The 21,656-nt window shown below is 40.0% G+C and carries 24 protein-coding genes, 1 rRNA gene and 2 other annotated features; all 25 genes read left to right on the top strand.

What is annotated here, in order from left to right; translation table 11 throughout:
• Window positions 1–137: 137 nt before the first annotated feature.
• The 25 genes from rrf to ACY3XC_RS26145 all read left to right on the top strand — a co-directional run bounded on the left by rrf (window position 138) and on the right by ACY3XC_RS26145 (window position 21,538).
• A 5S ribosomal RNA gene (gene rrf / locus ACY3XC_RS26265) occupies window positions 138–253 on the top strand.
• Between the two features lie 469 nt (window positions 254–722).
• On the top strand, window positions 723–1,184 hold the full coding sequence (locus ACY3XC_RS26260; RefSeq protein WP_179161288.1) for a CtsR family transcriptional regulator: 462 nt from the start codon (window positions 723–725) through the stop codon (window positions 1,182–1,184).
• A gap of 30 nt (window positions 1,185–1,214) precedes the next feature.
• A complete protein-coding gene (locus tag ACY3XC_RS26255) occupies window positions 1,215–1,763 on the top strand; it encodes a UvrB/UvrC motif-containing protein (RefSeq protein ID WP_464871178.1) in 549 nt (182 codons plus the stop codon).
• Between the two features lies 1 nt (window position 1,764).
• Window positions 1,765–2,838, top strand: a complete 1,074-nt coding sequence (locus ACY3XC_RS26250; RefSeq protein ID WP_464871177.1) for a protein arginine kinase — start codon at window positions 1,765–1,767, stop codon at window positions 2,836–2,838.
• 13 nt (window positions 2,839–2,851) lie between these two features.
• A complete protein-coding gene (gene clpC, locus ACY3XC_RS26245; protein ID WP_179161285.1) occupies window positions 2,852–5,293 on the top strand; it encodes an ATP-dependent protease ATP-binding subunit ClpC in 2,442 nt (813 codons plus the stop codon).
• A 91-nt stretch (window positions 5,294–5,384) separates the two neighbouring features.
• Window positions 5,385–6,767 (top strand): DNA repair protein RadA, encoded by a 1,383-nt coding sequence (gene radA, locus ACY3XC_RS26240; RefSeq protein ID WP_464871176.1) that lies wholly within the window; start codon window positions 5,385–5,387, stop codon window positions 6,765–6,767.
• Window positions 6,768–6,770: 3 nt separating this feature from the next.
• A complete protein-coding gene (gene disA, locus ACY3XC_RS26235; RefSeq protein ID WP_464871175.1) occupies window positions 6,771–7,844 on the top strand; it encodes a DNA integrity scanning diadenylate cyclase DisA in 1,074 nt (357 codons plus the stop codon).
• Window positions 7,845–8,026: 182 nt separating this feature from the next.
• The gene (locus ACY3XC_RS26230; protein ID WP_179161282.1) at window positions 8,027–9,121 is read left to right on the top strand and encodes a PIN/TRAM domain-containing protein; all 1,095 of its coding nucleotides are present in this window, start codon (window positions 8,027–8,029) and stop codon (window positions 9,119–9,121) included.
• Between the two features lie 18 nt (window positions 9,122–9,139).
• The gene (gene ispD / locus ACY3XC_RS26225; protein WP_464871174.1) at window positions 9,140–9,829 is read left to right on the top strand and encodes a 2-C-methyl-D-erythritol 4-phosphate cytidylyltransferase; all 690 of its coding nucleotides are present in this window, start codon (window positions 9,140–9,142) and stop codon (window positions 9,827–9,829) included.
• 2 nt (window positions 9,830–9,831) lie between these two features.
• Entirely contained in the window at window positions 9,832–10,308 is a 477-nt protein-coding gene (gene ispF / locus ACY3XC_RS26220) for a 2-C-methyl-D-erythritol 2,4-cyclodiphosphate synthase (RefSeq protein ID WP_464871173.1), read from the top strand.
• Window positions 10,309–10,382: 74 nt separating this feature from the next.
• Window positions 10,383–11,840 (top strand): glutamate--tRNA ligase, encoded by a 1,458-nt coding sequence (gene gltX / locus ACY3XC_RS26215; protein ID WP_464871179.1) that lies wholly within the window; start codon window positions 10,383–10,385, stop codon window positions 11,838–11,840.
• A 47-nt stretch (window positions 11,841–11,887) separates the two neighbouring features.
• Window positions 11,888–12,128: a binding site (T-box leader), on the top strand.
• A 112-nt stretch (window positions 12,129–12,240) separates the two neighbouring features.
• On the top strand, window positions 12,241–12,909 hold the full coding sequence (gene cysE / locus ACY3XC_RS26210) for a serine O-acetyltransferase (RefSeq protein ID WP_179161278.1): 669 nt from the start codon (window positions 12,241–12,243) through the stop codon (window positions 12,907–12,909).
• On the top strand, window positions 12,890–14,290 hold the full coding sequence (cysS, locus tag ACY3XC_RS26205) for a cysteine--tRNA ligase (protein WP_464871172.1): 1,401 nt from the start codon (window positions 12,890–12,892) through the stop codon (window positions 14,288–14,290). Before cysE ends, cysS begins: the two co-directional genes overlap by 20 nt.
• Window positions 14,291–14,293: 3 nt before the next feature.
• Entirely contained in the window at window positions 14,294–14,719 is a 426-nt protein-coding gene (locus tag ACY3XC_RS26200) for a Mini-ribonuclease 3 (protein WP_179161276.1), read from the top strand.
• On the top strand, window positions 14,716–15,465 hold the full coding sequence (gene rlmB / locus ACY3XC_RS26195; protein ID WP_464871170.1) for a 23S rRNA (guanosine(2251)-2'-O)-methyltransferase RlmB: 750 nt from the start codon (window positions 14,716–14,718) through the stop codon (window positions 15,463–15,465). The genes ACY3XC_RS26200 and rlmB overlap by 4 nt, the downstream gene beginning before the upstream one ends.
• Window positions 15,466–15,467: 2 nt before the next feature.
• Entirely contained in the window at window positions 15,468–15,977 is a 510-nt protein-coding gene (locus tag ACY3XC_RS26190) for an NYN domain-containing protein (RefSeq protein ID WP_464871169.1), read from the top strand.
• 116 nt (window positions 15,978–16,093) lie between these two features.
• Window positions 16,094–16,699, top strand: coding sequence for an RNA polymerase sporulation sigma factor SigH (gene sigH, locus ACY3XC_RS26185; protein ID WP_052106397.1), 606 nt, complete (start codon window positions 16,094–16,096; stop codon window positions 16,697–16,699).
• 113 nt (window positions 16,700–16,812) lie between these two features.
• A complete protein-coding gene (gene rpmG, locus ACY3XC_RS26180; protein ID WP_179161273.1) occupies window positions 16,813–16,959 on the top strand; it encodes a 50S ribosomal protein L33 in 147 nt (48 codons plus the stop codon).
• 49 nt (window positions 16,960–17,008) lie between these two features.
• Entirely contained in the window at window positions 17,009–17,191 is a 183-nt protein-coding gene (gene secE / locus ACY3XC_RS26175) for a preprotein translocase subunit SecE (protein WP_464871168.1), read from the top strand.
• 135 nt (window positions 17,192–17,326) lie between these two features.
• Window positions 17,327–17,860 carry a transcription termination/antitermination protein NusG gene (nusG, locus tag ACY3XC_RS26170; protein ID WP_133371715.1) on the top strand — a complete coding sequence of 178 codons (534 nt, stop codon included), beginning with the start codon at window positions 17,327–17,329 and terminating at the stop codon, window positions 17,858–17,860.
• Between the two features lie 318 nt (window positions 17,861–18,178).
• Window positions 18,179–18,604, top strand: a complete 426-nt coding sequence (gene rplK / locus ACY3XC_RS26165) for a 50S ribosomal protein L11 (protein ID WP_179161271.1) — start codon at window positions 18,179–18,181, stop codon at window positions 18,602–18,604.
• Window positions 18,605–18,831: 227 nt separating this feature from the next.
• On the top strand, window positions 18,832–19,530 hold the full coding sequence (gene rplA, locus ACY3XC_RS26160) for a 50S ribosomal protein L1 (RefSeq protein ID WP_095250633.1): 699 nt from the start codon (window positions 18,832–18,834) through the stop codon (window positions 19,528–19,530).
• 52 nt (window positions 19,531–19,582) lie between these two features.
• Window positions 19,583–19,729: a sequence feature (ribosomal protein L10 leader region), on the top strand.
• A 33-nt stretch (window positions 19,730–19,762) separates the two neighbouring features.
• On the top strand, window positions 19,763–20,263 hold the full coding sequence (gene rplJ, locus ACY3XC_RS26155; RefSeq protein ID WP_179161270.1) for a 50S ribosomal protein L10: 501 nt from the start codon (window positions 19,763–19,765) through the stop codon (window positions 20,261–20,263).
• Window positions 20,264–20,441: 178 nt separating this feature from the next.
• Complete coding sequence (gene rplL, locus ACY3XC_RS26150; protein ID WP_179161269.1) at window positions 20,442–20,801, top strand: 50S ribosomal protein L7/L12; 360 nt, start codon at window positions 20,442–20,444, stop codon at window positions 20,799–20,801.
• Between the two features lie 137 nt (window positions 20,802–20,938).
• The gene (locus ACY3XC_RS26145) at window positions 20,939–21,538 is read left to right on the top strand and encodes a class I SAM-dependent methyltransferase (RefSeq protein ID WP_464871167.1); all 600 of its coding nucleotides are present in this window, start codon (window positions 20,939–20,941) and stop codon (window positions 21,536–21,538) included.
• Window positions 21,539–21,656 lie beyond the last annotated feature (118 nt).

Raw genomic sequence — 21,656 nt, 5'->3', positions numbered from 1 at the left:
AGGTGGAAGCGTGGTAACATGTGGAGCTGACTGATACTAATCGTTCGAGGACTTAACCAATTTTTAATAGCGAACTCGTTTTACACACTTCTTCTGAAATTATCTAGTTTTGAGGGAATGATACCTCAACAAAATAGTCTGGCAGCAATGGCGAGAAGGTCACACCCGTTCCCATACCGAACACGGAAGTTAAGCTTCTCAGCGCCGATGGTAGTTGGGACTTTGTCCCTGTGAGAGTAGGACGTTGCCAGGCAAACGAAGCACAACCTGATAAGGGTTGTGCTTTTTTTTGTTGTCCGAAAGGATAAAAGGTTGTAAACATGATGGGATCGAGATTTGTGCCCTCACTGTGGTACTTCTAATAAAAACGGTAACGAATAGGAGTTAATCATTACCGTGTGGTGACAATTTTAGAGAAAAGGGTAACGAATAGTGGCTATTCTTGCCCGTAAGGCGATACTTTTAGAGAAAACGGTAACGAATAATCATTTTCACACTTTTAGTTAAATCTCCAAAGTCCCTCCGCACAAACTTTTCAGCACAAAAAGGAACCAACGCTACCATTTAGGCACTACCCACTCCAACTAATTTCCTAAAATCCAATTTAACAGGTTTCACACCCGCGAAATATGGAGAAAATCATTAGTAGCATGTTGTTTGCAACTACATAAAATTTTCAGTATAATTAAAGTCAAATATAGTCAAAGTCAGGGGGTGCGAAGATGAGAAACATCTCCGATATTATTGAAAAGTATTTGAAACAAGTGTTAGAAATGAGTGAGCAAGAGCATGTTGAAATTAAGCGAAGTGAAATTGCTGACAAATTTCAATGTGTCCCCTCACAAATCAATTACGTCATTAATACGCGCTTTACCATTGAACGAGGATATATCGTAGAAAGTAAACGTGGAGGAGGCGGGTATATCCGAATCATGAAGGTTCAGTCCCATGATTTAGTTGACCTAATTGATCATTTACTGTCACTCTTTGATAATCGTATTGCACAAACTACAGCAGAAGATGTTATTTATAGACTCGTACATGAGGAGATAATCACAAAACGAGAAGCAAAAATTATGCTCAGTGTTATTGATCGTTCTGTCCTGTATATTGATCTTCCATTCCGAGATGAATTAAGAGCAAGAATGTTAAATGCAATGTTAACATCATTGAAGTATAAATAATATATACCAGCTAGTGAGGTGAAATGAAAGATGATTTGCCAGGAATGTAATCAAAGACCTGCTGCACTCCATTTTACAAAAATTATCAACGGTGAAAAAACCGAAGTAAATCTTTGTGAAAAATGTGCCCAAGAAAAGGGCGAGATGTTCATGATTTCAGGAGGATCTGGTTTTACCTTTAATAACTTATTAGCAGGTTTATTAAATATTGATCACACTGTTCAAAAGCAAAATCAAAATACCTTTCATCAAGAAGAAGTTCTTCAGTGTAGTGGATGTTCGATGACATTTCCACAATTTATTAAAGTGGGGCGTTTCGGATGTGCACATTGCTATGAAACCTTTAATGAACAGCTGCCACCAGTTTTGAGAAGGCTTCATAGTGGGAATTGGTCCCACAGCGGTAAAATTCCAAAGAGAATTGGTGGAGGAATTCGCCTTAAAAAGCAAGTCGAAAATCTTAAGAATGAATTAAAAGAGTTAATTCAGCAAGAGGAATTTGAAAAAGCTGCTCAGATTCGAGATGAAATTCGAACACTCGAAAAAGGCTTACCAGGCAGCAGTAAGGGAGGGGAATAACGTGTCGCTTGAACGCTTTATCAATCAAGCCGTCAGCTCGTGGATGAGCGAGGAGGGGCCTGATTCAGATATTGTCCTTAGTTCCCGAATCCGTTTAGCCCGCAACTTTGAAAACTTTACATTTCCAACATTATTTTCACATGAAGAAGCACAAGCCATTATTAAAAAAATGGAAGATATACTGCAAGAATCAAATTTTACAAAGTTTGGTCAAATGGAATTACTAAAGATTGATGAAATACAGCCTCTTCAAAAAAGGGTTTTAGTAGAAAAGCATTTGATCAGCCCTAATTTAGCAGAGGATTCACCATATGGAGCCGTTCTATTAACCGAAAACGAAGAAGTTAGTATTATGATTAATGAAGAGGACCACATTCGCATTCAATGTTTGTTTCCCGGCCTTCAGTTAACAGAGGCGTTAGAGGCAGCGAATGAGGTAGATGATTGGCTGGAAAGCCACATTCACTTTGGTTTCGATGAAAAGCATGGTTATCTAACAAGCTGCCCCACAAATGTGGGTACGGGTCTACGGGCATCTGTCATGATGCATCTGCCAGGTCTTATATTGACTCAGCAAATCAATCGTATTATTCCAGCAATAAACCAGCTGGGATTAGTTGTTAGAGGAATCTATGGCGAGGGGAGTGAAGCGCTCGGAAATATATTTCAAATCTCCAATCAAATTACTCTAGGGAAATCTGAAGAAGATATCTGTCGCGACCTTAAAGGTGTAGTAAGTCAGTTAATTTCACAAGAAAGGTCCGCTCGTGAAGCATTACGCAAAACTTCGAACATACAATTAGAAGACAGAGTGTTTCGATCTTATGGAGTATTATCCAATTGCAGGATTATTGAAACAAAAGAGGCTGCAAAATGCCTATCTGATGTTCGCCTAGGAATTGATATGGGTTATATTGATCATTTGCCTAAGAATATATTAAATGAATTAATGATATTAACACAGCCTGGGTTCCTGCAGCAGTATGCAGGCGGGCATTTAAGAGCAAATGAAAGAGATATAAGACGAGCAGCATTAATTCGAGAACGATTAAAAATGGAGCTAGATAAAATGTGAGGAGGAATGGAATATGATGTTCGGCCGTTTTACTGAAAGAGCTCAGAAGGTATTAGCTTTAGCACAAGAGGAAGCAATCAGACTTGGACACAATAATATTGGGACTGAGCATATCCTATTAGGTTTAGTCCGTGAGGGAGAAGGCATTGCTGCCAAAGCGCTTTATGGGCTTGGATTAGGTTCAGAAAAAATCCAAAAGGAAGTAGAATCGTTAATTGGGAAAGGCCAGGAAGCATCCCAAACAATTCACTATACCCCAAGGGCGAAAAAGGTAATCGAATTATCAATGGATGAAGCTCGAAAATTAGGACATTCCTATGTTGGTACAGAGCATATCCTGCTTGGTTTAATTCGTGAAGGAGAAGGTGTTGCTGCAAGAGTTCTTAATAATCTTGGAGTAAGCTTAAATAAAGCACGTCAACAGGTACTACAGTTACTAGGCAGTAATGAGTCAGGCGGGCACCAGGGAGGGGCATCAGTAAGTGCCAATACCCCAACCCTTGATAGCCTTGCTAGAGATCTGACGGCAATTGCTAGAGAAGGAAGTTTAGATCCTGTTATTGGCAGAAGTAAGGAAATACAGCGGGTTATAGAAGTATTAAGCCGCCGTACAAAAAACAACCCAGTTTTAATTGGTGAACCAGGTGTAGGTAAAACAGCAATCGCTGAAGGTCTTGCCCAACAAATTGTTAATAATGAAGTTCCAGAAATTCTCCGTGATAAGCGGGTTATGACTTTAGATATGGGAACAGTAGTAGCTGGTACTAAATACCGTGGGGAATTTGAGGACCGTTTAAAAAAGGTAATGGATGAAATCCGCCAAGCTGGAAACATCATACTCTTTATTGATGAGTTACACACATTAATTGGCGCAGGGGGAGCAGAAGGAGCTATTGACGCTTCAAACATCTTAAAACCATCCCTTGCCCGTGGAGAGTTACAATGTATCGGTGCAACCACTCTTGATGAATATAGAAAATATATAGAAAAAGATGCGGCATTAGAACGACGCTTCCAGCCAATCCGTGTTGATGAACCAACGGCTGAAGAGTCTGTACGGATATTAGAAGGTCTTCGTGATCGTTATGAAGCCCATCACCGCGTTTCCATAACAGACGAGGCCATTGAAGCAGCTGTAAAGTTGTCTGATCGCTATATTTCTGACCGTTTCCTTCCAGATAAAGCGATTGACTTAATTGATGAAGCAGGATCAAAGGTTCGCTTACGTTCTTATACGACACCTCCCAATTTAAAAGAGTTAGAAGTGAAGCTTGAAGAGGTCCGTAAAGAAAAGGATTCGGCAGTTCAGAGCCAGGAATTTGAGAAAGCTGCCTCTCTAAGAGATACAGAACAGCGTCTTCGTGAGCAGCTAGAAGAAACAAAGAAAACGTGGAAAGAAAAACAAGGAAAAGAAAATAGTGAGGTTACCGTTGAGGATATTGCAAGTGTGGTTTCAAGCTGGACGGGAATCCCTGTCTCGAAACTTGCTCAAACAGAAACGGCAAAATTGCTTAATTTAGAAGAACTCTTACATTCCCGTGTGATTGGACAGGAGGAAGCGGTTAAGGCTGTATCAAAAGCAGTGCGCCGGGCTAGAGCAGGCTTAAAGGATCCTAAACGTCCAATTGGCTCTTTTGTTTTCCTTGGTCCTACTGGTGTAGGGAAAACTGAATTGGCTAGGGCACTTGCTGAGGCAATGTTTGGTGACGAGGATGCGATGATTCGTATCGATATGTCTGAATATATGGAGAAACATTCTACTTCTCGCTTGGTTGGGTCTCCTCCAGGATATGTAGGATACGAAGAGGGCGGCCAATTAACAGAAAAGGTTAGAAGAAAGCCATATTCCGTTATCCTGCTGGACGAAATTGAAAAGGCTCATCCTGATGTATTTAATATTTTATTGCAGGTTCTTGAAGATGGCCGCTTGACGGATTCTAAAGGCAGAACCGTCGACTTCCGCAATACAGTGCTCATTATGACATCAAACGTAGGGGCAGAAGCTTTAAAACGTAATAAGTATGTTGGCTTTAATATTCAAGATGGAGAACAGAATTATAAGGATATGAAGGGTAAAGTAATGGAAGAGTTGAAAAAAGCCTTCCGTCCAGAATTCTTAAACCGTATTGATGAAATTATTGTCTTCCATGCTTTAGAAAGAAAGCATTTAGAAGAAATTGTTACACTTCTGTCTGACCAACTGGTAAAACGTCTAAAAGAGCAGCACATTTCTTTAGAACTAACAGAAGCAGCGAAAGGAAAGATCTCCGTAGAAGGGTACGACCCAGAGTACGGTGCACGTCCATTACGCAGGGCTATTCAAAAGCATATTGAAGACCGTCTTTCTGAAGAGCTGTTAAGAGGAACAGTATTAACAGGTCAGCATGTTATTATTGATGTGGATAATGGTGAATTCTTAGTTAAAACGGCGGAAAAAACGCCTCTAACTAAATAAACCAAATTTTTTTCAGAGCAACTAAAAGGGGTACACGATACTAGGTTGACCGTGTACCTCTTTTTGTATTTATAGTCAGGAGTAGATAGGAATGGCCAAACGAAAAACGAAGTTTATGTGTCAAGAGTGCGGGTATGAAGCTCCGAAGTGGATGGGAAAATGCCCGGGCTGCGGAGAATGGAACAAAATGGTGGAGGAAGTTGAGGTAACTGGCGGGAATCGCAGAGGAGCATTTGCTCATTCTCAAGGGGGAGCCACGCTATTATCTAAACCAACACCTATTACAGCCATTGAATCACTGACTGAACCAAGGATTCTTACTGACTTGAATGAGCTTAATCGTGTGTTAGGCGGCGGAGTGGTAAAGGGATCGCTGGTATTAATCGGTGGTGATCCTGGTATTGGTAAATCAACTCTGTTGTTACAGGTATCATCCCAGCTTGCGAATAAAGGAAATCAGGTCTTATACATATCCGGTGAGGAATCTTTGAGGCAGACGAAGCTTCGTGCTGAAAGACTTGGGATAAAGTCTGAGAATCTCCTTGTCTATTCTGAGACCAATTTGGAAGAAATCAATCGAACCATAGAAAACACGAATCCAAGCTTTGTCATAATTGATTCTATTCAAACTGTTTTTCATCCGGAAGTAACTTCTGCACCCGGGAGTGTATCACAGGTTCGTGAGTGTACCTCTGAATTAATGAGAATAGGGAAAACAAAGGGTATTGCGATTTTTATTGTTGGCCATGTAACAAAAGAAGGTTCCATTGCCGGGCCAAGGCTGCTTGAGCATATGGTAGATACCGTACTCTACTTTGAAGGAGAAAGGCACCATACGTATCGGATTCTACGGGCAGTAAAGAATCGTTTTGGATCAACCAATGAAATGGGTATTTTTGAAATGAAAGAATTTGGACTTGATGAGGTGGCGAATCCCTCAGAAATCTTCCTCGAAGAGAGGTCTCAAGGTGCCGCAGGATCAACAGTGGTTGCCTCAATGGAAGGAACCCGTCCAGTACTAGTAGAAATCCAGGCTCTAATTTCTCCAACAAGCTTTGGAAATCCGAGGAGAATGGCAACGGGGATTGATCATAATCGTGTTCCTTTATTAATGGCAGTCTTAGAAAAACGAATGGGTTTGTTACTTCAAAATCAAGATGCTTATCTTAAGGTGGCAGGGGGAGTCAAGCTAGATGAACCAGCTATTGATTTAGCGATTGCCGTAAGTATTGCCTCAAGCTTCCGTGATAAACCAACAAGGGCAACAGATTGTATTATCGGAGAGGTGGGGTTAACAGGAGAGGTAAGACGGGTCTCTAGAATTGAACAGCGTGTGCAGGAAGCCGCGAAGCTGGGTTTTGAACGGGTCATTTTGCCTGCCAATAATCTAAGCGGCTGGCAAGGTCCGAAGGGTGTAGAACTCATCGGCGTGTCCACTGTAGCTGAAGCCTTAAAAGCAGCGTTGGGAGTGTAATACATGGATAATAGAAAGCTGGGTGAACAAACCGTAAGTGAAGTTTTACAGTTTCTTGCTCCTGGTACCCCTATTCGTGAAGGAATTGATAATGTATTAAGGGCGAATACAGGCGGGCTCATTGTTGTTGGTTACAATGATAAGGTCAAAGGTATCGTAGATGGCGGTTTTCAAATAAATTGTCCTTTTTCGCCAAGCTATCTTTATGAGTTAGCAAAAATGGACGGTGCAATCATCCTTAATGAACTAGGTAATACGATACTTATAGCGAATGCCCAACTGGTACCAGACTCTGAAATTTCTGCTTCGGAAACAGGGATGCGGCATCGAACTGCTGAAAGAGTGGCTAGGCAGACGAAGGCACTTGTCATAGCTATTTCTCAAAGGAGAAATGTGATAACCCTATATCAAGGAAATTTCCGTTATGCACTTAAAGATATATCTGTGATCTTAACGAAGGCGAATCAGGCCATTCAAATGCTCGAAAAGTATAAAGCAGTACTTGGGCGGAGTATTGCCAGTTTAAGTATCCTAGAGTTTGAAGAATCTGTTACCTTTAATGATTTTCTTTTGGTACTGCACCGATTTGAAATGGTTCTTAAAATTAAAAATGAACTCATAACTTACTTAAATGAGTTAGGTACAGAGGGCAGGCTAATTCGCCTGCAAATGAATGAAATTTTGACAGATTTAGAAGAAGAGACATCTAATATTATCAAAGATTATTCGTTTGATCGGAATGTCAAGGCGAGGGAAGTCCTCAAACGAATGCAGGTGTTAACGAGCAATGGGGCATTAGAGGATATCGCCATCTTGAAATTGATGGGTTATCAAGGTTATATACCGCTAGATGAAAATAAACAACCAAGAGGTTATCGGATACTTCATAAAATCCCCCGCCTACCTATTGTCATCATTGAAAATATCATTACAAGCTTTGGCGAGTTTTCAAAAATTATTTCCGCCACTGTTGAAGAACTAGATGATGTGGAGGGCATTGGCGAAATCCGTGCCAAAAAAATTAAAGAAGGCTTAAAATTAATCAAAGATCGATTATATACGGAACGACAAATATAGAAATTATCTGGATAAACAGTAATTTTCCATTGTTTGACAGAACTATTCCCCAATGCTACCCTATGAATGAAAATATAAAAGTTTATTTTCAGGTTATAAAACTGACCGTTTGCTAAAAATAATCATTAAACAAAGGTTTCATTTTTGGGAATATGTTTATAATGAGTAGAGGAGGTGAAGGAATGTTAAAACGTATTGTGCAAGCATGTTTTCTCATTACTGGAGGTACGCTTGGAATATTATTAATCCCGCAATTACTTAAATTAATAAAATTTGATGACATTCCAATAATCAGTAACTCGTATGCAACGGCTATTATAGGTGCAATTATTTTCTATCTTATTACTTTTTGGGCAGTAGATTATGTACTGGAGTTTATTAAATGGGCAGAAGATTCACTGGTGAAAATCCCTGTGACAGATGTGATTTTTGGCAGTATAGGATTAATTTTTGGTTTATTAACAGCCTTTTTAATTGGTTTTGCTCTAAATGCCGTTCAAGTACCTATACTTAATGCTGTCGCTCCTATTTTGCTGACATTATTATTTGGATACCTTGGATTTCAGGTTGGATTTAAGAAAAGGGATGAGTTATTAAATCTCTTTGGCAGCCGCGGGAAGAAGAAATCCGGTGAAGAGGATGCGGAAAAGTCTGAGGGACAATCACTAAAAATCCTCGATACAAGTGTAATTATTGATGGCCGCGTAGCGGATATTTGTCAAACTGGATTTTTAGAAGGAACGATTGTCATTCCTCGCTTCGTACTAGAGGAATTACAACATATAGCTGATTCATCTGATGTGTTAAAGCGAAATCGCGGGAGACGGGGATTGGATATTTTAAATCGAATTCAAAAGGAACTAGCGATTAAAGTAGAAATTTACGAAGGCGATTTTGATGAAATCCAAGAAGTCGACAGTAAGCTGGTGAAACTAGCTAAAATTACCAATGGCATGCTGGTTACGAATGATTTTAATCTTAATAAAGTATGTGAATTACAGAACGTTTCTGTATTAAATATTAATGACTTAGCCAATGCGGTTAAACCAGTAGTATTGCCTGGTGAAGAGTTAGCCGTACAGGTGATTAAGGATGGCAAGGAATATCACCAAGGTGTAGCCTATCTTGATGATGGTACGATGATTGTAGTGGAAGAGGGCAGAGAATACATCGGCAAGAGAATTGATGTTCTGGTTACGAGTGTTCTTCAGACATCAGCAGGAAGAATGATATTTGCAAAACCAAAGCTACTAGAAAAAAGTGCTTTAGGAAGCTAGAAAGATTGGAGTTTTAGCATGACTTACCAAGTCATTATCCCGGCAGCAGGTCAAGGGAAGAGGATGGGCGCAGGGAAAAATAAGCTTTTATTAGAGTTAAATAGTATCCCTGTATTCATTCATTCACTAAAGGTATTTGAAGAGGATGAGTTATGCGATGGAATAATCCTAGCTATTCACCCCCAGGACGAAGCTGAATTTCATTCCCTTCTGAAGAGGCATGGAGTGAAGAAGGTGCTTGAATTAGTTCCAGGTGGGAAAGAGCGTCAGGACAGCATTTACAATGCCTTGAAGGCTGTGAAGAATGATGGAATTATTCTTGTTCATGATGCGGCTCGGCCTTTTATTCAGAAGGAACATATTCACCGATTACTAGATACAGCACAAGAAACAGGTGCAGCAATCATTGGAGTGCCAGCAAAAGATACCATGAAAACAGTACGTGATGATGTGGTAATGGCAACTGTCGAAAGGTCTAGCTTGTGGGCTGTTCAAACCCCACAAGCTTTTCGTTTTTCCTTATTGCGTAGTGCATATGAACAGGCAGAAAAGGATGGCTTTATTGGTACGGATGATTCAAGCTTGGTAGAGAGAATCTCTCACCCTGTTACAATGGTTGAGGGGGATTATGATAATATCAAGCTTACGACACAGGAAGACTTATTTTTTGCACAGGCGATATTACAGAAAAGAAAAGGGAGTTTTTGAATATGTTTCGTATTGGACAAGGCTTTGATGTACACCAATTAACGGAGGGGCGCCCGCTGATAATTGGCGGCATTACCATTCCATATGAAAAAGGGCTGTTGGGTCACTCGGATGCAGATGTTTTATTACATACGGTAGCAGATGCATGTCTTGGAGCCATTGGAGAAGGCGATATAGGCAGGCATTTTCCAGATACAGATCCGGAATTTAAAGATGCAGATTCTGCTAAGCTAATGGAGCATGTATGGCAGCTTGTGAAGGATAGAGGATATGAGCTTGTAAATGCAGATTGTACAATCATTGCACAAAAGCCCAAAATGGCACCCTATATTCAGCAAATGAAAGAGAGAATGGCTGAATTACTTAATGCTTCTCCTGAACAAATCAATGTGAAGGCAACAACAACAGAAAAGCTAGGCTTTACTGGCCGCGGTGAAGGAATTGCCTCACAAGCGGTAGTTTTACTAAAAAAGAATTAAATTCTTTATTGCTGAAATACACAATGGTAAAATAAATCAGATATAAGAAATTAATGGTATACGGAGGCATAATGATGTCAAATGAAGTTCGTGTAAGGTATGCTCCAAGTCCTACTGGACATTTACATATTGGGAATGCCCGTACTGCATTATTTAATTATTTATTTGCGCGTAATCAGGGCGGTAAATTTATTATCCGGATTGAAGACACAGATAAGAAGCGGAATATTGCTGGCGGAGAAGAAAGCCAATTAAAATACCTGAAATGGCTGGGTATGGATTGGGATGAAAGTGTGGATGTCGGCGGTGAATATGGACCTTATCGACAGTCAGAGAGAAATGATATTTATCAAACCTACTACAATCAATTATTAGAGAATGGTCATGCCTATAAATGTTATTGTACAGAAGCAGAAATCGCAGCGGAGCGGGAAGAGCAGACCGAAAGAGGCGAAACTCCTCAATATTCTGGAAAGTGCCGTCATCTAACGGCTGAGGAACGTGCAAAATTAGAAAGTGAAGGCCGCGAGCCTAGTATTCGAATCATCGTACCAGAAGCGAAAACTTACACCTTCGAGGATATGGTAAAAGGGACTGTTTCCTTTGAGTCTGAAGGAATGGGCGATTGGGTCATCATCAAAAAGGATGGAACGCCAACTTATAATTTTGCGGTAACGGTAGATGATTATGTAATGAAAATTTCGCATGTCCTTCGCGGTGATGACCATATTTCCAATACTCCTAAGCAGTTAATGGTTTATGAGGCATTAGGATGGGAGCCGCCGGTTTTTGGTCATATGACACTAATCGTGAATGAAAGCAGAAAGAAGTTAAGCAAACGGGATGAATCTATTATTCAATTTATCGAACAATATGAAGAATTAGGCTATCTGCCAGAGGCTTTGTTTAATTTTATTACTTTGCTGGGTTGGTCACCAACAGGCGAAGAGGAGCTTTACTCTAAAGAGGAATTTATTAAAATTTTCGATGCCAATCGCTTATCAAAATCCCCGGCTTTATTTGATACAAATAAGCTGACATGGATGAACAATCAGTATATGAAGAAGATAGAGGTTGATCGAGTATTGGAGCTATCCATGCCACATCTAGTAAAAGCTGGAGTGTTAAGTGAGAGCTTGACGGATGAAGAGCATGAGTGGGCAAGAGGTTTAGTAAGTTTGTTACAGGAAAAAATGAGCTTCGGTGCAGAGATTGTTGAGCTTTCGGATATGTTTTTTAAAGAAGAGGCAGAATACGAAGAGGATGCTAAGGAAGTATTAACAGGAGAGACAGTTCCTGAAGTACTTAAGGCTTTTGCTGAGGAGCTAGAGAAACTAGACAACTTTAAAGCCGGTGAAATTAAGGCAGCGATGAAGGCAGTTCAAAAATCCACTGGCCAAAAGGGAAAGAATTTGTTTATGCCGATTCGTGCAGCTGTTTCGGGTCAAACACATGGTCCAGATTTACCTCAGGCTATTGAACTTTTAGGAAAAGGAAAAGTTCTAAATAGAATTCAAAAAATTATTGGTTAACATTTGAACAAATATGTAATATAGTAAAGGATATATACTCTTGATAAGAAAAAGTGTTGAAGAGGAAAAGTAGAATATGACGCTTTAAAGAGAAAACCATCACCGGCTGAAAGTGGTTTAAGCCTCTCATGTTTGAAATGCACCTCTGAGTCCCATTTCGAAAGATGCTAAATCTGTGTAGATGTGGGCGGAACCTTTCCGTTAACAGGTAGAGTGAGACCATATATAAGCTGTATGTTAAGCAGCTTAGGTCTAATCAGAGTGGAACCGCGCCAAAGCGTCTCTGTCGTTATGACAGGGGCGTTTTTTATTTTTCAAAAAAAACAAAGTGGAACAACGCAGAGGAGACTATCTTAGGCTTAAGCTAATGTTTTATTAATAATAAGGGGGAAATGAAAAAATGTTCAAAAGGATGAGGGAGGATATTGAGGTTGTTTTTGAACAAGATCCTGCAGCGAGAACCTACCTAGAGGTTATCCTAACGTACTCAGGCTTACACGCGATTTGGGCACACCGTATTGCCCATGCATTTTTTAAACGAAAATTATATTTTCTTGCAAGGGTAATTTCTCAGATTAGCCGCTTTTTCACAGGTATTGAAATCCATCCTGGTGCAAAAATAGGCAGAAGATTTTTTATAGACCACGGTATGGGCGTTGTGATCGGAGAAACGTGTGAAATTGGTGATAATGTAACGGTGTTTCAAGGTGTGACACTAGGTGGAACTGGAAAAGAGAAAGGTAAACGCCATCCAACGATAAAGGATAATGCGTTAATTGCAACAGGTGCAAAGGTGCTGGGTTCAATCACCATAGGGGAAAATTCGAAGATTGGTGCAGGCTCTGTCGTCTTAAAGGAAGTACCGCCTAATTCAACGGTTGTAGGTGTTCCGGGAAGGGTAGTAATCCAGGACGGGAAGCGAATTGACAGGGATTTAGATCATTGCAATCTTCCAGATCCTATTGCGGACCGCATTAAGGAATTGCAACTAGAAATAATTTATCTAAAAGAAGAATTCACTGAATCGAAAAAAGAAAGGACTAAAGTAAATGGCCATTCAGCTTTATAATACATTAACCCGAAGAAAAGAAGAGTTCGTCCCACTTGAGGAAGGGAAAGTTAAAATGTATGTTTGCGGACCGACTGTCTATAATTATATTCATATCGGTAATGCACGCCCGGCTATTGTTTTTGATACCGTTCGCCGCTATTTTGAGTACCGTGGCTACAACGTCCATTTTGTTTCCAACTTTACAGATGTAGATGATAAATTAATCCGTGCTGCAAATCAGCTTGGGGTGGATGTCCCTGCTGTCGCGGATCGTTTCATTCAAGCGTATTTTGAAGATGTGACAGCATTAGGCTGTAAACAAGCGGATGTTCACCCGCGGGTAATGGAAAATATGGATATAATCATTGATTTTGTTGCGCAGCTTATTGAAAAAGGTTTTGCATATGAATCAGAAGGTGATGTCTATTTCAGAACAAGAAGCTTCAATGACTACGGTAAACTCTCTCATCAATCCATTGATGACCTGCAGATTGGAGCAAGAATTGAAATTGGCGAGAAGAAGCAGGATGATTTGGACTTTGCATTATGGAAAGCTGCAAAGGAAGGGGAAATCTATTGGGAAAGCCCTTGGGGAATTGGACGTCCAGGCTGGCATATTGAGTGCTCGGCAATGGCAAAAAAATATCTTGGTGAAACGATTGATATCCATGCTGGCGGTCAAGATTTAACCTTCCCGCATCATGAAAATGAAATTGCTCAATCGGAGGCACTTTCTGGAAAGACCTTTTCCCGCTACTGGATGCATAACGGGTATATCAATATTGACAATGAAAAGATGTCAAAATCGCTTGGGAACTTTGTTCTTGTCCATGACATTATACGGGCGCATAATCCTCAAGTCTTACGATTCTTTATGCTGTCGGTTCATTACCGCAATCCTATCAACTATAGTGAGGAGTTACTTGAAAGCACAAAGGCTGCCTTTGAGCGCTTAACAACTTCTTATCAAAATTTAAAACACCGTAAGGAATCTAGTACAGATTTAACAAATAATAATCAGGAATGGCTAAAGAAAATAGCAGCCATACAGGATGAGTTTATAAAAGCAATGGATGATGATTTCAATACAGCAAAAGCGATTTCTGTTTTGTTTGACCTTTCGAAGCTGGCTAACTACTATCTTTTGGAAAAGAACACTGCGGTAGAAGTAATTGATACATTTACAGAACAATTTGATGAGTTATTTAATGTCTTAGGTCTGACGCTTGAACAAACGACAGAAATGTTAGATGAAGAAATAGATGCCTTAATAGAAAAAAGAATTCAGGCTCGCAAAGACCGTAATTTTCAGCTGTCTGACCAAATCAGAGATCAGCTAAAGGAAATGAATATTATTTTAGAAGATACTCCGCAGGGTACAAGATGGAAAAGAGGCTAATTCATGCTTGATTATCAAGAAAAAGTAAACGCTAATCAATTGAACAGTCTTGCACTAGCTTACTTGGGTGACGCTGTCTATGAGATTTATGTCAGACGTCACCTCCTGCAAAGCGGGAAGGTAAAGCCCAACAGTCTTCACCGCGAGGGGACAACCTATGTTTCCGCAAAGGCGCAATGCCAAGTGTTATTTCGAATGATGGATGAACACCTCCTTACTGAGGAGGAGCTGGCGGTAGTTAAGCGTGGACGTAATGCTAAATCAGGCACGGTGCCAAAAAACACAGACGTCCAAACCTACCATTACAGTACCGCATTTGAAGCGTTACTAGGATTTCTATATTTAACGGAGAAAACGGACCGACTAGAAGAACTTATCTTAAAGTCATTTGAATATGTGGAAGAAAAGAAAGGAGGAAAAGGCGAATGAATGAAAACCAGGATTATATCATTGGTAAAAACCCAGTTATGGAAGCACTAAGAGCAGAAAGAGATATCAACAAAATATTGATTGCAGAATCCTCCCAGCGAGGTCAAATGCAGCCATTAATTCAATTAGCAAAAGAAGCACATGTTATTGTTCAATTTGTCCCAAAGAAAAAAATTGACCAGATATCTGATGAAAACCATCAAGGAGTTCTTGCTTACGTTGCAGCCTACCAATATGCAGAGATGGATGATTTATTTGCAGCTGCAGAAAAGAAGAACGAGCCTCCATTCTTTTTATTATTGGATGAAATCGAGGATCCTCATAATCTTGGATCCATCATGCGTACCGCTGATGCAGTAGGTGCACATGGAATTATTATTCCAAAAAGAAGAGCAGTTGGTTTAACGGCAACAGTCGCAAAAGCATCAACAGGTGCGATTGAACATATCCCGGTAGTCCGGGTTACCAATATGGCGAGAACCATTGATGAATTAAAGGAGCGCGGTGTTTGGATTGCCGGAACGGATGCAAGTGGAAAACAAGATTATCGTCAATTAGATGGTACGATGCCGCTAGGCCTTGTAATTGGGAGCGAAGGAAAAGGGATGGGCCGTCTTGTTAGAGATAAATGTGACTTTCTCATCAACCTGCCGATGGCTGGAAAGGTAACATCATTAAATGCTTCTGTTGCAGCAGCGCTACTAATGTATGAGGTATACCGCAAGCGGCATCCTCTAGAGGGATAGCAATGGACATTCTGCTCGTCGATGGATATAACATTATTGGGGCTTGGCCGGAGTTAAGGGCATTAAAGGACCATGATTTACCAGCGGCAAGGGACCGCTTAGTAGAAAGGATGGCGGAATACCAAGCTTTTTCAGGCTATTGTGTCATTGTTGTGTTTGACGCCTACTATGTTCAGGGAACCGAGAAGAAGTATAATAACCATAAAGTAGAGGTTATTTTTACAAAAGAAAACGAAACCGCGGATGAGCGAATTGAGAAATTAGCCATTGCTTTAAATAACCGAAGGACTCAAATTCATGTTGCTACCTCGGATTATACAGAGCAATGGGCTATTTTCGGACAAGGAGCACTAAGGAAATCTGCGCGGGAATTACTTATAGAGATGTCCTCAGTCGAAAAGGGAATAGAGAAAAATGTGAAAAAGATTCAGGAAAAAAGACCAGTCTCAAAAATACCAATTAGCACTGAAGTGGCAGAAATTTTTGAAAAGTGGCGCAGAGGTCAAAAGTAAGCGTTGACGTTCAAAAGTTTTCGACAGTATAATAATACTATCTATGCTTGTTCGGTGGAGGGGGATCTTAATTGAGTACAGACTTCGGGGAAAAAAGCAACCTGCTATTTTTATCAATGGAAGACGAGGAAATTGTAGATCTGGTGCACCAAGGTAATAGTGAGGCTTTGGATTATTTAATCCACAAATATCGAAATTTTGTACGTGCAAAGGCAAGGTCCTACTTCCTAATCGGTGCTGATAAAGAAGATATTGTTCAAGAGGGAATGATTGGGCTGTATAAGGCAATACGTGACTTTCGCGAGGACAAGCTTACCTCCTTTAAGGCGTTTGCTGAACTTTGTATCACTCGACAAATTATCACTGCCATTAAGACAGCAACAAGACAAAAGCACATACCATTAAATTCCTATGTATCATTGGATAAACCTATCTATGATGAAGAATCCGACCGCACATTAATGGATGTCCTATCTGGTGCGAAGGTTCTTGACCCAGAAGAACTAATTATTAATCAAGAAGAATTCGATCACATAGAAGTGAAAATGACTGAATTATTGAGCGATTTAGAACGTAAGGTTTTGGCGTTATACCTCGATGGGCAATCCTATCAAGAGATTTCAGAAGAACTGAATCGGCATGTTAAATCAATTGATAATGCTCTGCAGCGTGTAAAAAGAAAATTAGAACGGTATTTAGAAATTAGGGAATTTAGTCTCTGATTTTTGAAAACGGTGACATTTGGATGAACACGCTCACGCATGCTGTTGACAATGATTAGGGGTCATGTTACATTTTTAGGGATATAAAAGATGGATATTGAAGGTGACACATTATGAGTAAAAAGATTATTCTGGCATGTGCTGACTGTGGGTCACGTAATTACTCGACGAATGCAAATCAGTTACAATCAGAACGATTGGAATTAAAAAAATATTGCAAAACATGCGCCGCCCATACAATCCACCGAGAAACTAAGTGATTTTTATTCATACTAGCAATGTTATTCCGATAGTTGGAGGGTTACAGATATGCAACGCTTAAAGAATTTCTTCAATGATATTCTACGTGAAATGAGAAAAGTTAGTTGGCCGAAACGCAAGGAACTAACTCGCTATACCATTACTGTTATCACAACAGTTGCTTTTTTTGCAATATTTTTTGGAGTAATCGATTTAGGTATTTCAAAATTGATTCGAGTTATCCTTGAATAATAAAAGGTATTTCATGGTATAATGGTGAATAATAAAACAAATTCTTAAGTAAAGCCCGTTTAGCGGGTTTTTTCATTTGGTTTTTAAAAGATTTTTATGAAAGTACGGGGAGGGATGGACGTTTAGTCCTCTTGAATGGAAAAAAATTGGTATGTTTTACATACTTACTCAGGTTATGAGAATAAGGTCAAAGCAAATTTAGAAAAACGTGTTGAATCGATGGGTATGACGGATAAAATCTTCCGTGTCGTAGTGCCTGAAGAAGAAGAGACAGAAATAAAAAATGGAAAAACGAAAGTAGTGAAAAGAAAAGTATTTCCAGGCTATGTACTTGTTGAAATCGTCATGACAGATGATTCATGGTATGTTGTCCGGAATACTCCAGGTGTAACCGGTTTTGTCGGTTCTGCTGGAGCAGGATCAAAACCAACGCCGCTTCTGCCTGAAGAAGTAGTGGTCATCCTAAAACGCATGGGCGTTGATGAGAAACGCATCGATGTAAACTATGAAATTGGCGAAACGGTCCGGGTAAAAGAAGGTCCATTCATGAACTTTACAGGAACAGTAGAAGAAATGGATAAAGACAAGGCAAAACTTAAAGTTCTCGTTAATATGTTTGGCCGGGATACACCGGTAGAACTAGAATTTACACAGATTGAGAAGTTGTAAATAGAAAAGTGTAAGCGCCTTGCCCAGAGGCGACAGGCATAAGCCACCCCCTGTAAGAAGGCGCATTTTGCCTTCTTCAGGGGGTGGCTTATGACCCCGAGCCTCTAGGCGCTGAAACTGGACATTTAAAGAATTATTAATAGTAATTTGAAAAAAACTTGAAATCATTTTTAAAAAGTGGTAATATTTCATAGGTCAGTATGTCTCTTCGAGAGACAAGACTTTTGCTAAGATCTTTATCTTTATATAAAGACAGATACCTGAGTGGGAGGGTAAAAACCCTATTACCACATCACGGACTTTAAGGAGGTGTGTCTCGTGGCTAAAAAAGTAATTAAAGTTGTTAAATTACAAATCCCTGCTGGTAAAGCAAATCCAGCACCGCCAGTTGGTCCTGCACTAGGTCAAGCCGGTGTTAATATCATGGGATTCTGTAAGGAATTTAACGCTCGTACAGCAGATCAAGCTGGATTGATCATCCCTGTTGAAATCACGGTTTTTGAAGACCGTTCATTTACATTTATTACAAAAACTCCTCCTGCTGCAGTTCTTTTGAAAGTAGCAGCTGGAATTCAGTCTGGTTCTGGTGAACCAAACCGTAATAAAGTAGCAACAGTTAAGCGTACCACAGTACGCGAGATTGCGGAACAGAAAATGCCTGACCTAAACGCTGCAAGCGTTGAAGCAGCAATGCGCATGGTTGAAGGTACTGCTCGCAGCATGGGAATCGTTATCGAAGACTAATCCATGCAAACTGTTTTTGAATGAAGGGGGTTGCGTTACTTACGCAACCTTTATTCGTGACTAGCTGCGGCGCCTAGCCCCTCGGGGTCATAAGCCAATCCGTCCAGAAGGTTAAAAAACAACCTTCTAGCCGGCTCGTCTTATGCCTGTCGGGGCTGAGCCAGGCGCCTCCGCTTTAATAAGTGGGAGAGTAAATCGCTAAAACCACAATCTAGGAGGAAATAAAAATGGCTAAAAAAGGTAAAAAGTATTTAGAAGCTGCTAAGCTTGTTGATAACACAAAAGCTTATCCAGTTGCTGAAGCAATCGAACTTGCAAAGCAAACTAATTATGCTAAATTTGATGCAACACTTGAAGTTGCATTCCGTTTAGGTGTAGATCCTAAGAAAGCTGACCAGCAAATCCGTGGTGCAGTAGTACTTCCAAACGGAACTGGTAAAACTCAACGCGTTTTAGTATTCGCAAAGGGTGAAAAAGTGAAAGAAGCAGAAGCTGCTGGTGCAGATTATGTTGGCGATGCAGAATACATCACTAAAATCCAACAAGGTTGGTTTGATTTTGATGTAATCGTAGCAACTCCTGACATGATGGGTGAAGTAGGTAAGCTTGGTCGTACATTAGGACCAAAAGGTTTAATGCCAAACCCTAAAACAGGTACAGTAACATTTGATGTAACTAGAGCTATTAACGAAATTAAAGCAGGTAAAGTTGAGTACCGTGTAGATAAAGCTGGAAATATCCACGTGCCTATCGGTAAATCATCTTTCGAAAACGAAAAACTTGTTGAGAACTTCAAAACTGTGTTCGAAACAATGGTTAAAGTTAAACCTGCAGCTGCAAAGGGAACATACATGAAGAACGTAACAGTTACTTCAACAATGGGACCTGGCGTGAAGGTTGATCCTTCATCTGTAACAGTTAAGTAATTTTTTACCAATTGACAAGTATAGGTATATTTTATATAATCTATTTTGTTGTTTAAATAAAACATTTGTACTGAAGACAGCAGGTGCGTTTTAATGCTTAATTTCCTGCCGAGGTAATGCGATAGAATGGGCTGATTCATTCGGCTATTGTATGCACCTCCATGTCTGGCTTTTGATGTGGAGGTTTTACTTTGCCTGGTATAAATGTAGATATTCTACAGGAGGTGTAAAGATGAGCAGCGTAATCGAACAAAAGATTCAAATCGTTGATGAAATTACAGCTAAGTTAAAAGCTAGTGTTTCAACAATCGTAGTTGACTACCGTGGGCTGACTGTTGCTGAAGTTACTGAACTTCGTAAGCAGCTTCGTGAAGCAGGTATCGACTTCAAGGTTTACAAAAACTCTATGACTCGTCGTGCAGCAGATGCAGCTGAACTTTCAGAGTTAAATGCAGCATTAACAGGTCCTAACGCAATTGCGTTCAGTACGGAAGATGTAGTAGCACCTGCAAAGATTCTTAATGACTTTGCTAAAAAGCACGATGCACTTGAAATTAAAGCTGGTGTAATCGAAGGCAATGTAGCAACAGTTGAAGAGGTTAAAGCACTTGCAGAACTACCTTCACGCGAAGGCTTGCTTTCTATGCTACTCAGCGTACTACAAGCTCCAATCCGCAACCTTGCTCTTGCTACAAAAGCAGTTGCAGACCAAAAAGAAGAACAAGGCGCGTAAGTTAATAGAAAAACGGAGGCGCCTTGACAGGGGCGACAGGCATAAGACGAGCCGGCTAGAAGGCTGCTCTTTAGCCTTCTAGATGGATTGGCTTATGACCCCGAGCCCCTAGGCGCCGGAGTTGGACAAAACTTATCGCTTAACCAATACGGAATGAAAACTAAGGAGGAACATTAAAATGACTAAAGAACAAATCATTGAAGCAGTTAAATCTATGACTGTTTTAGAACTTAACGATCTAGTAAAAGCAATCGAAGAAGAATTCGGCGTAACTGCTGCTGCACCAGTAGCAATGGGCGGAGCGGCTGTAGCGGCTGTTGAAGAGCAAACTGAATTTGATGTAATCCTAGCTAGCGCTGGCGATCAAAAAATCAAGGTTATCAAAGCTGTACGTGAAATCACTGGTCTTGGTCTTAAAGAAGCAAAAGACCTTGTTGACAACACTCCAAAAGCTGTTAAAGAAGGCGTTTCTAAAGAAGAAGCTGAAGAAATTAAAGCTAAGCTTGCTGAAGTTGGAGCTAACGTTGAAGTTAAGTAATAACCTAATAGAAAAGCTCGCTGTATAAGCGGGCTTTTTTTCGATGCTTAAAAGTGAAGTGCCTAGGCGTTTCGCTGGATATTAGATTTTTTCCTCAGGTAACCTCATTAATGAACACTCCTCAGGAGGTGAGTTTATTGTCTGAACATTACTATTCTCGCACCCAAAAGGTCGAAAGTGAACCGAAATATTGGGATTTCACCTTAAGGAATGTGTTATTTCGTTTTAAAACAGATAACGGCGTATTTTCAAAGAAGGAAGTAGATTTTGGCTCCCGCTTATTAATAGAAGCTTTTGTATTGCCAAATGTTGAAGGACCTGTTCTAGATGTAGGCTGCGGCTATGGTCCAATCGGTCTGTCGATTGCAAAGAATTATCCGGAGCGCATTGTACATATGATCGATGTAAATGAACGGGCTATTGAGTTAGCGTTGGAAAATGCAAGGCAAAATGCGGTAGATAATGTTGAAATTTATGAAAGTGATACTTTGATAAATGTGAAGCAATCAAACTTTGCTGCTATATTAACAAACCCGCCTATTAGAGCAGGAAAAAAGACGGTTCACGACATTTTTGAACAGAGTTATAAGCATTTAGTCACCCAGGGAGAGCTTTGGGTGGTCATTCAGAAGAAACAAGGTGCACCTTCTGCTATTGAAAAATTAAAAGAACTTTTTACCACGGTAGATACTATTGACAAGTCTAAAGGTTATTTTATTATTAAGGCTGTAAAATAGTTGACTTGAAATTGTCACCTATGTTAGCATTATAAAATGCCATCATAATATTTTCCGAATTATTCCTGAAAATACTTATTTTATAAGTATAAAACATGTTTAAGACGGAAAAGATGAC

The sequence above is a fragment of the Bacillus sp. CZDM1 genome (assembly GCF_055502545.1).
This window is presented reverse-complemented; position numbering and strand designations above follow the sequence as displayed.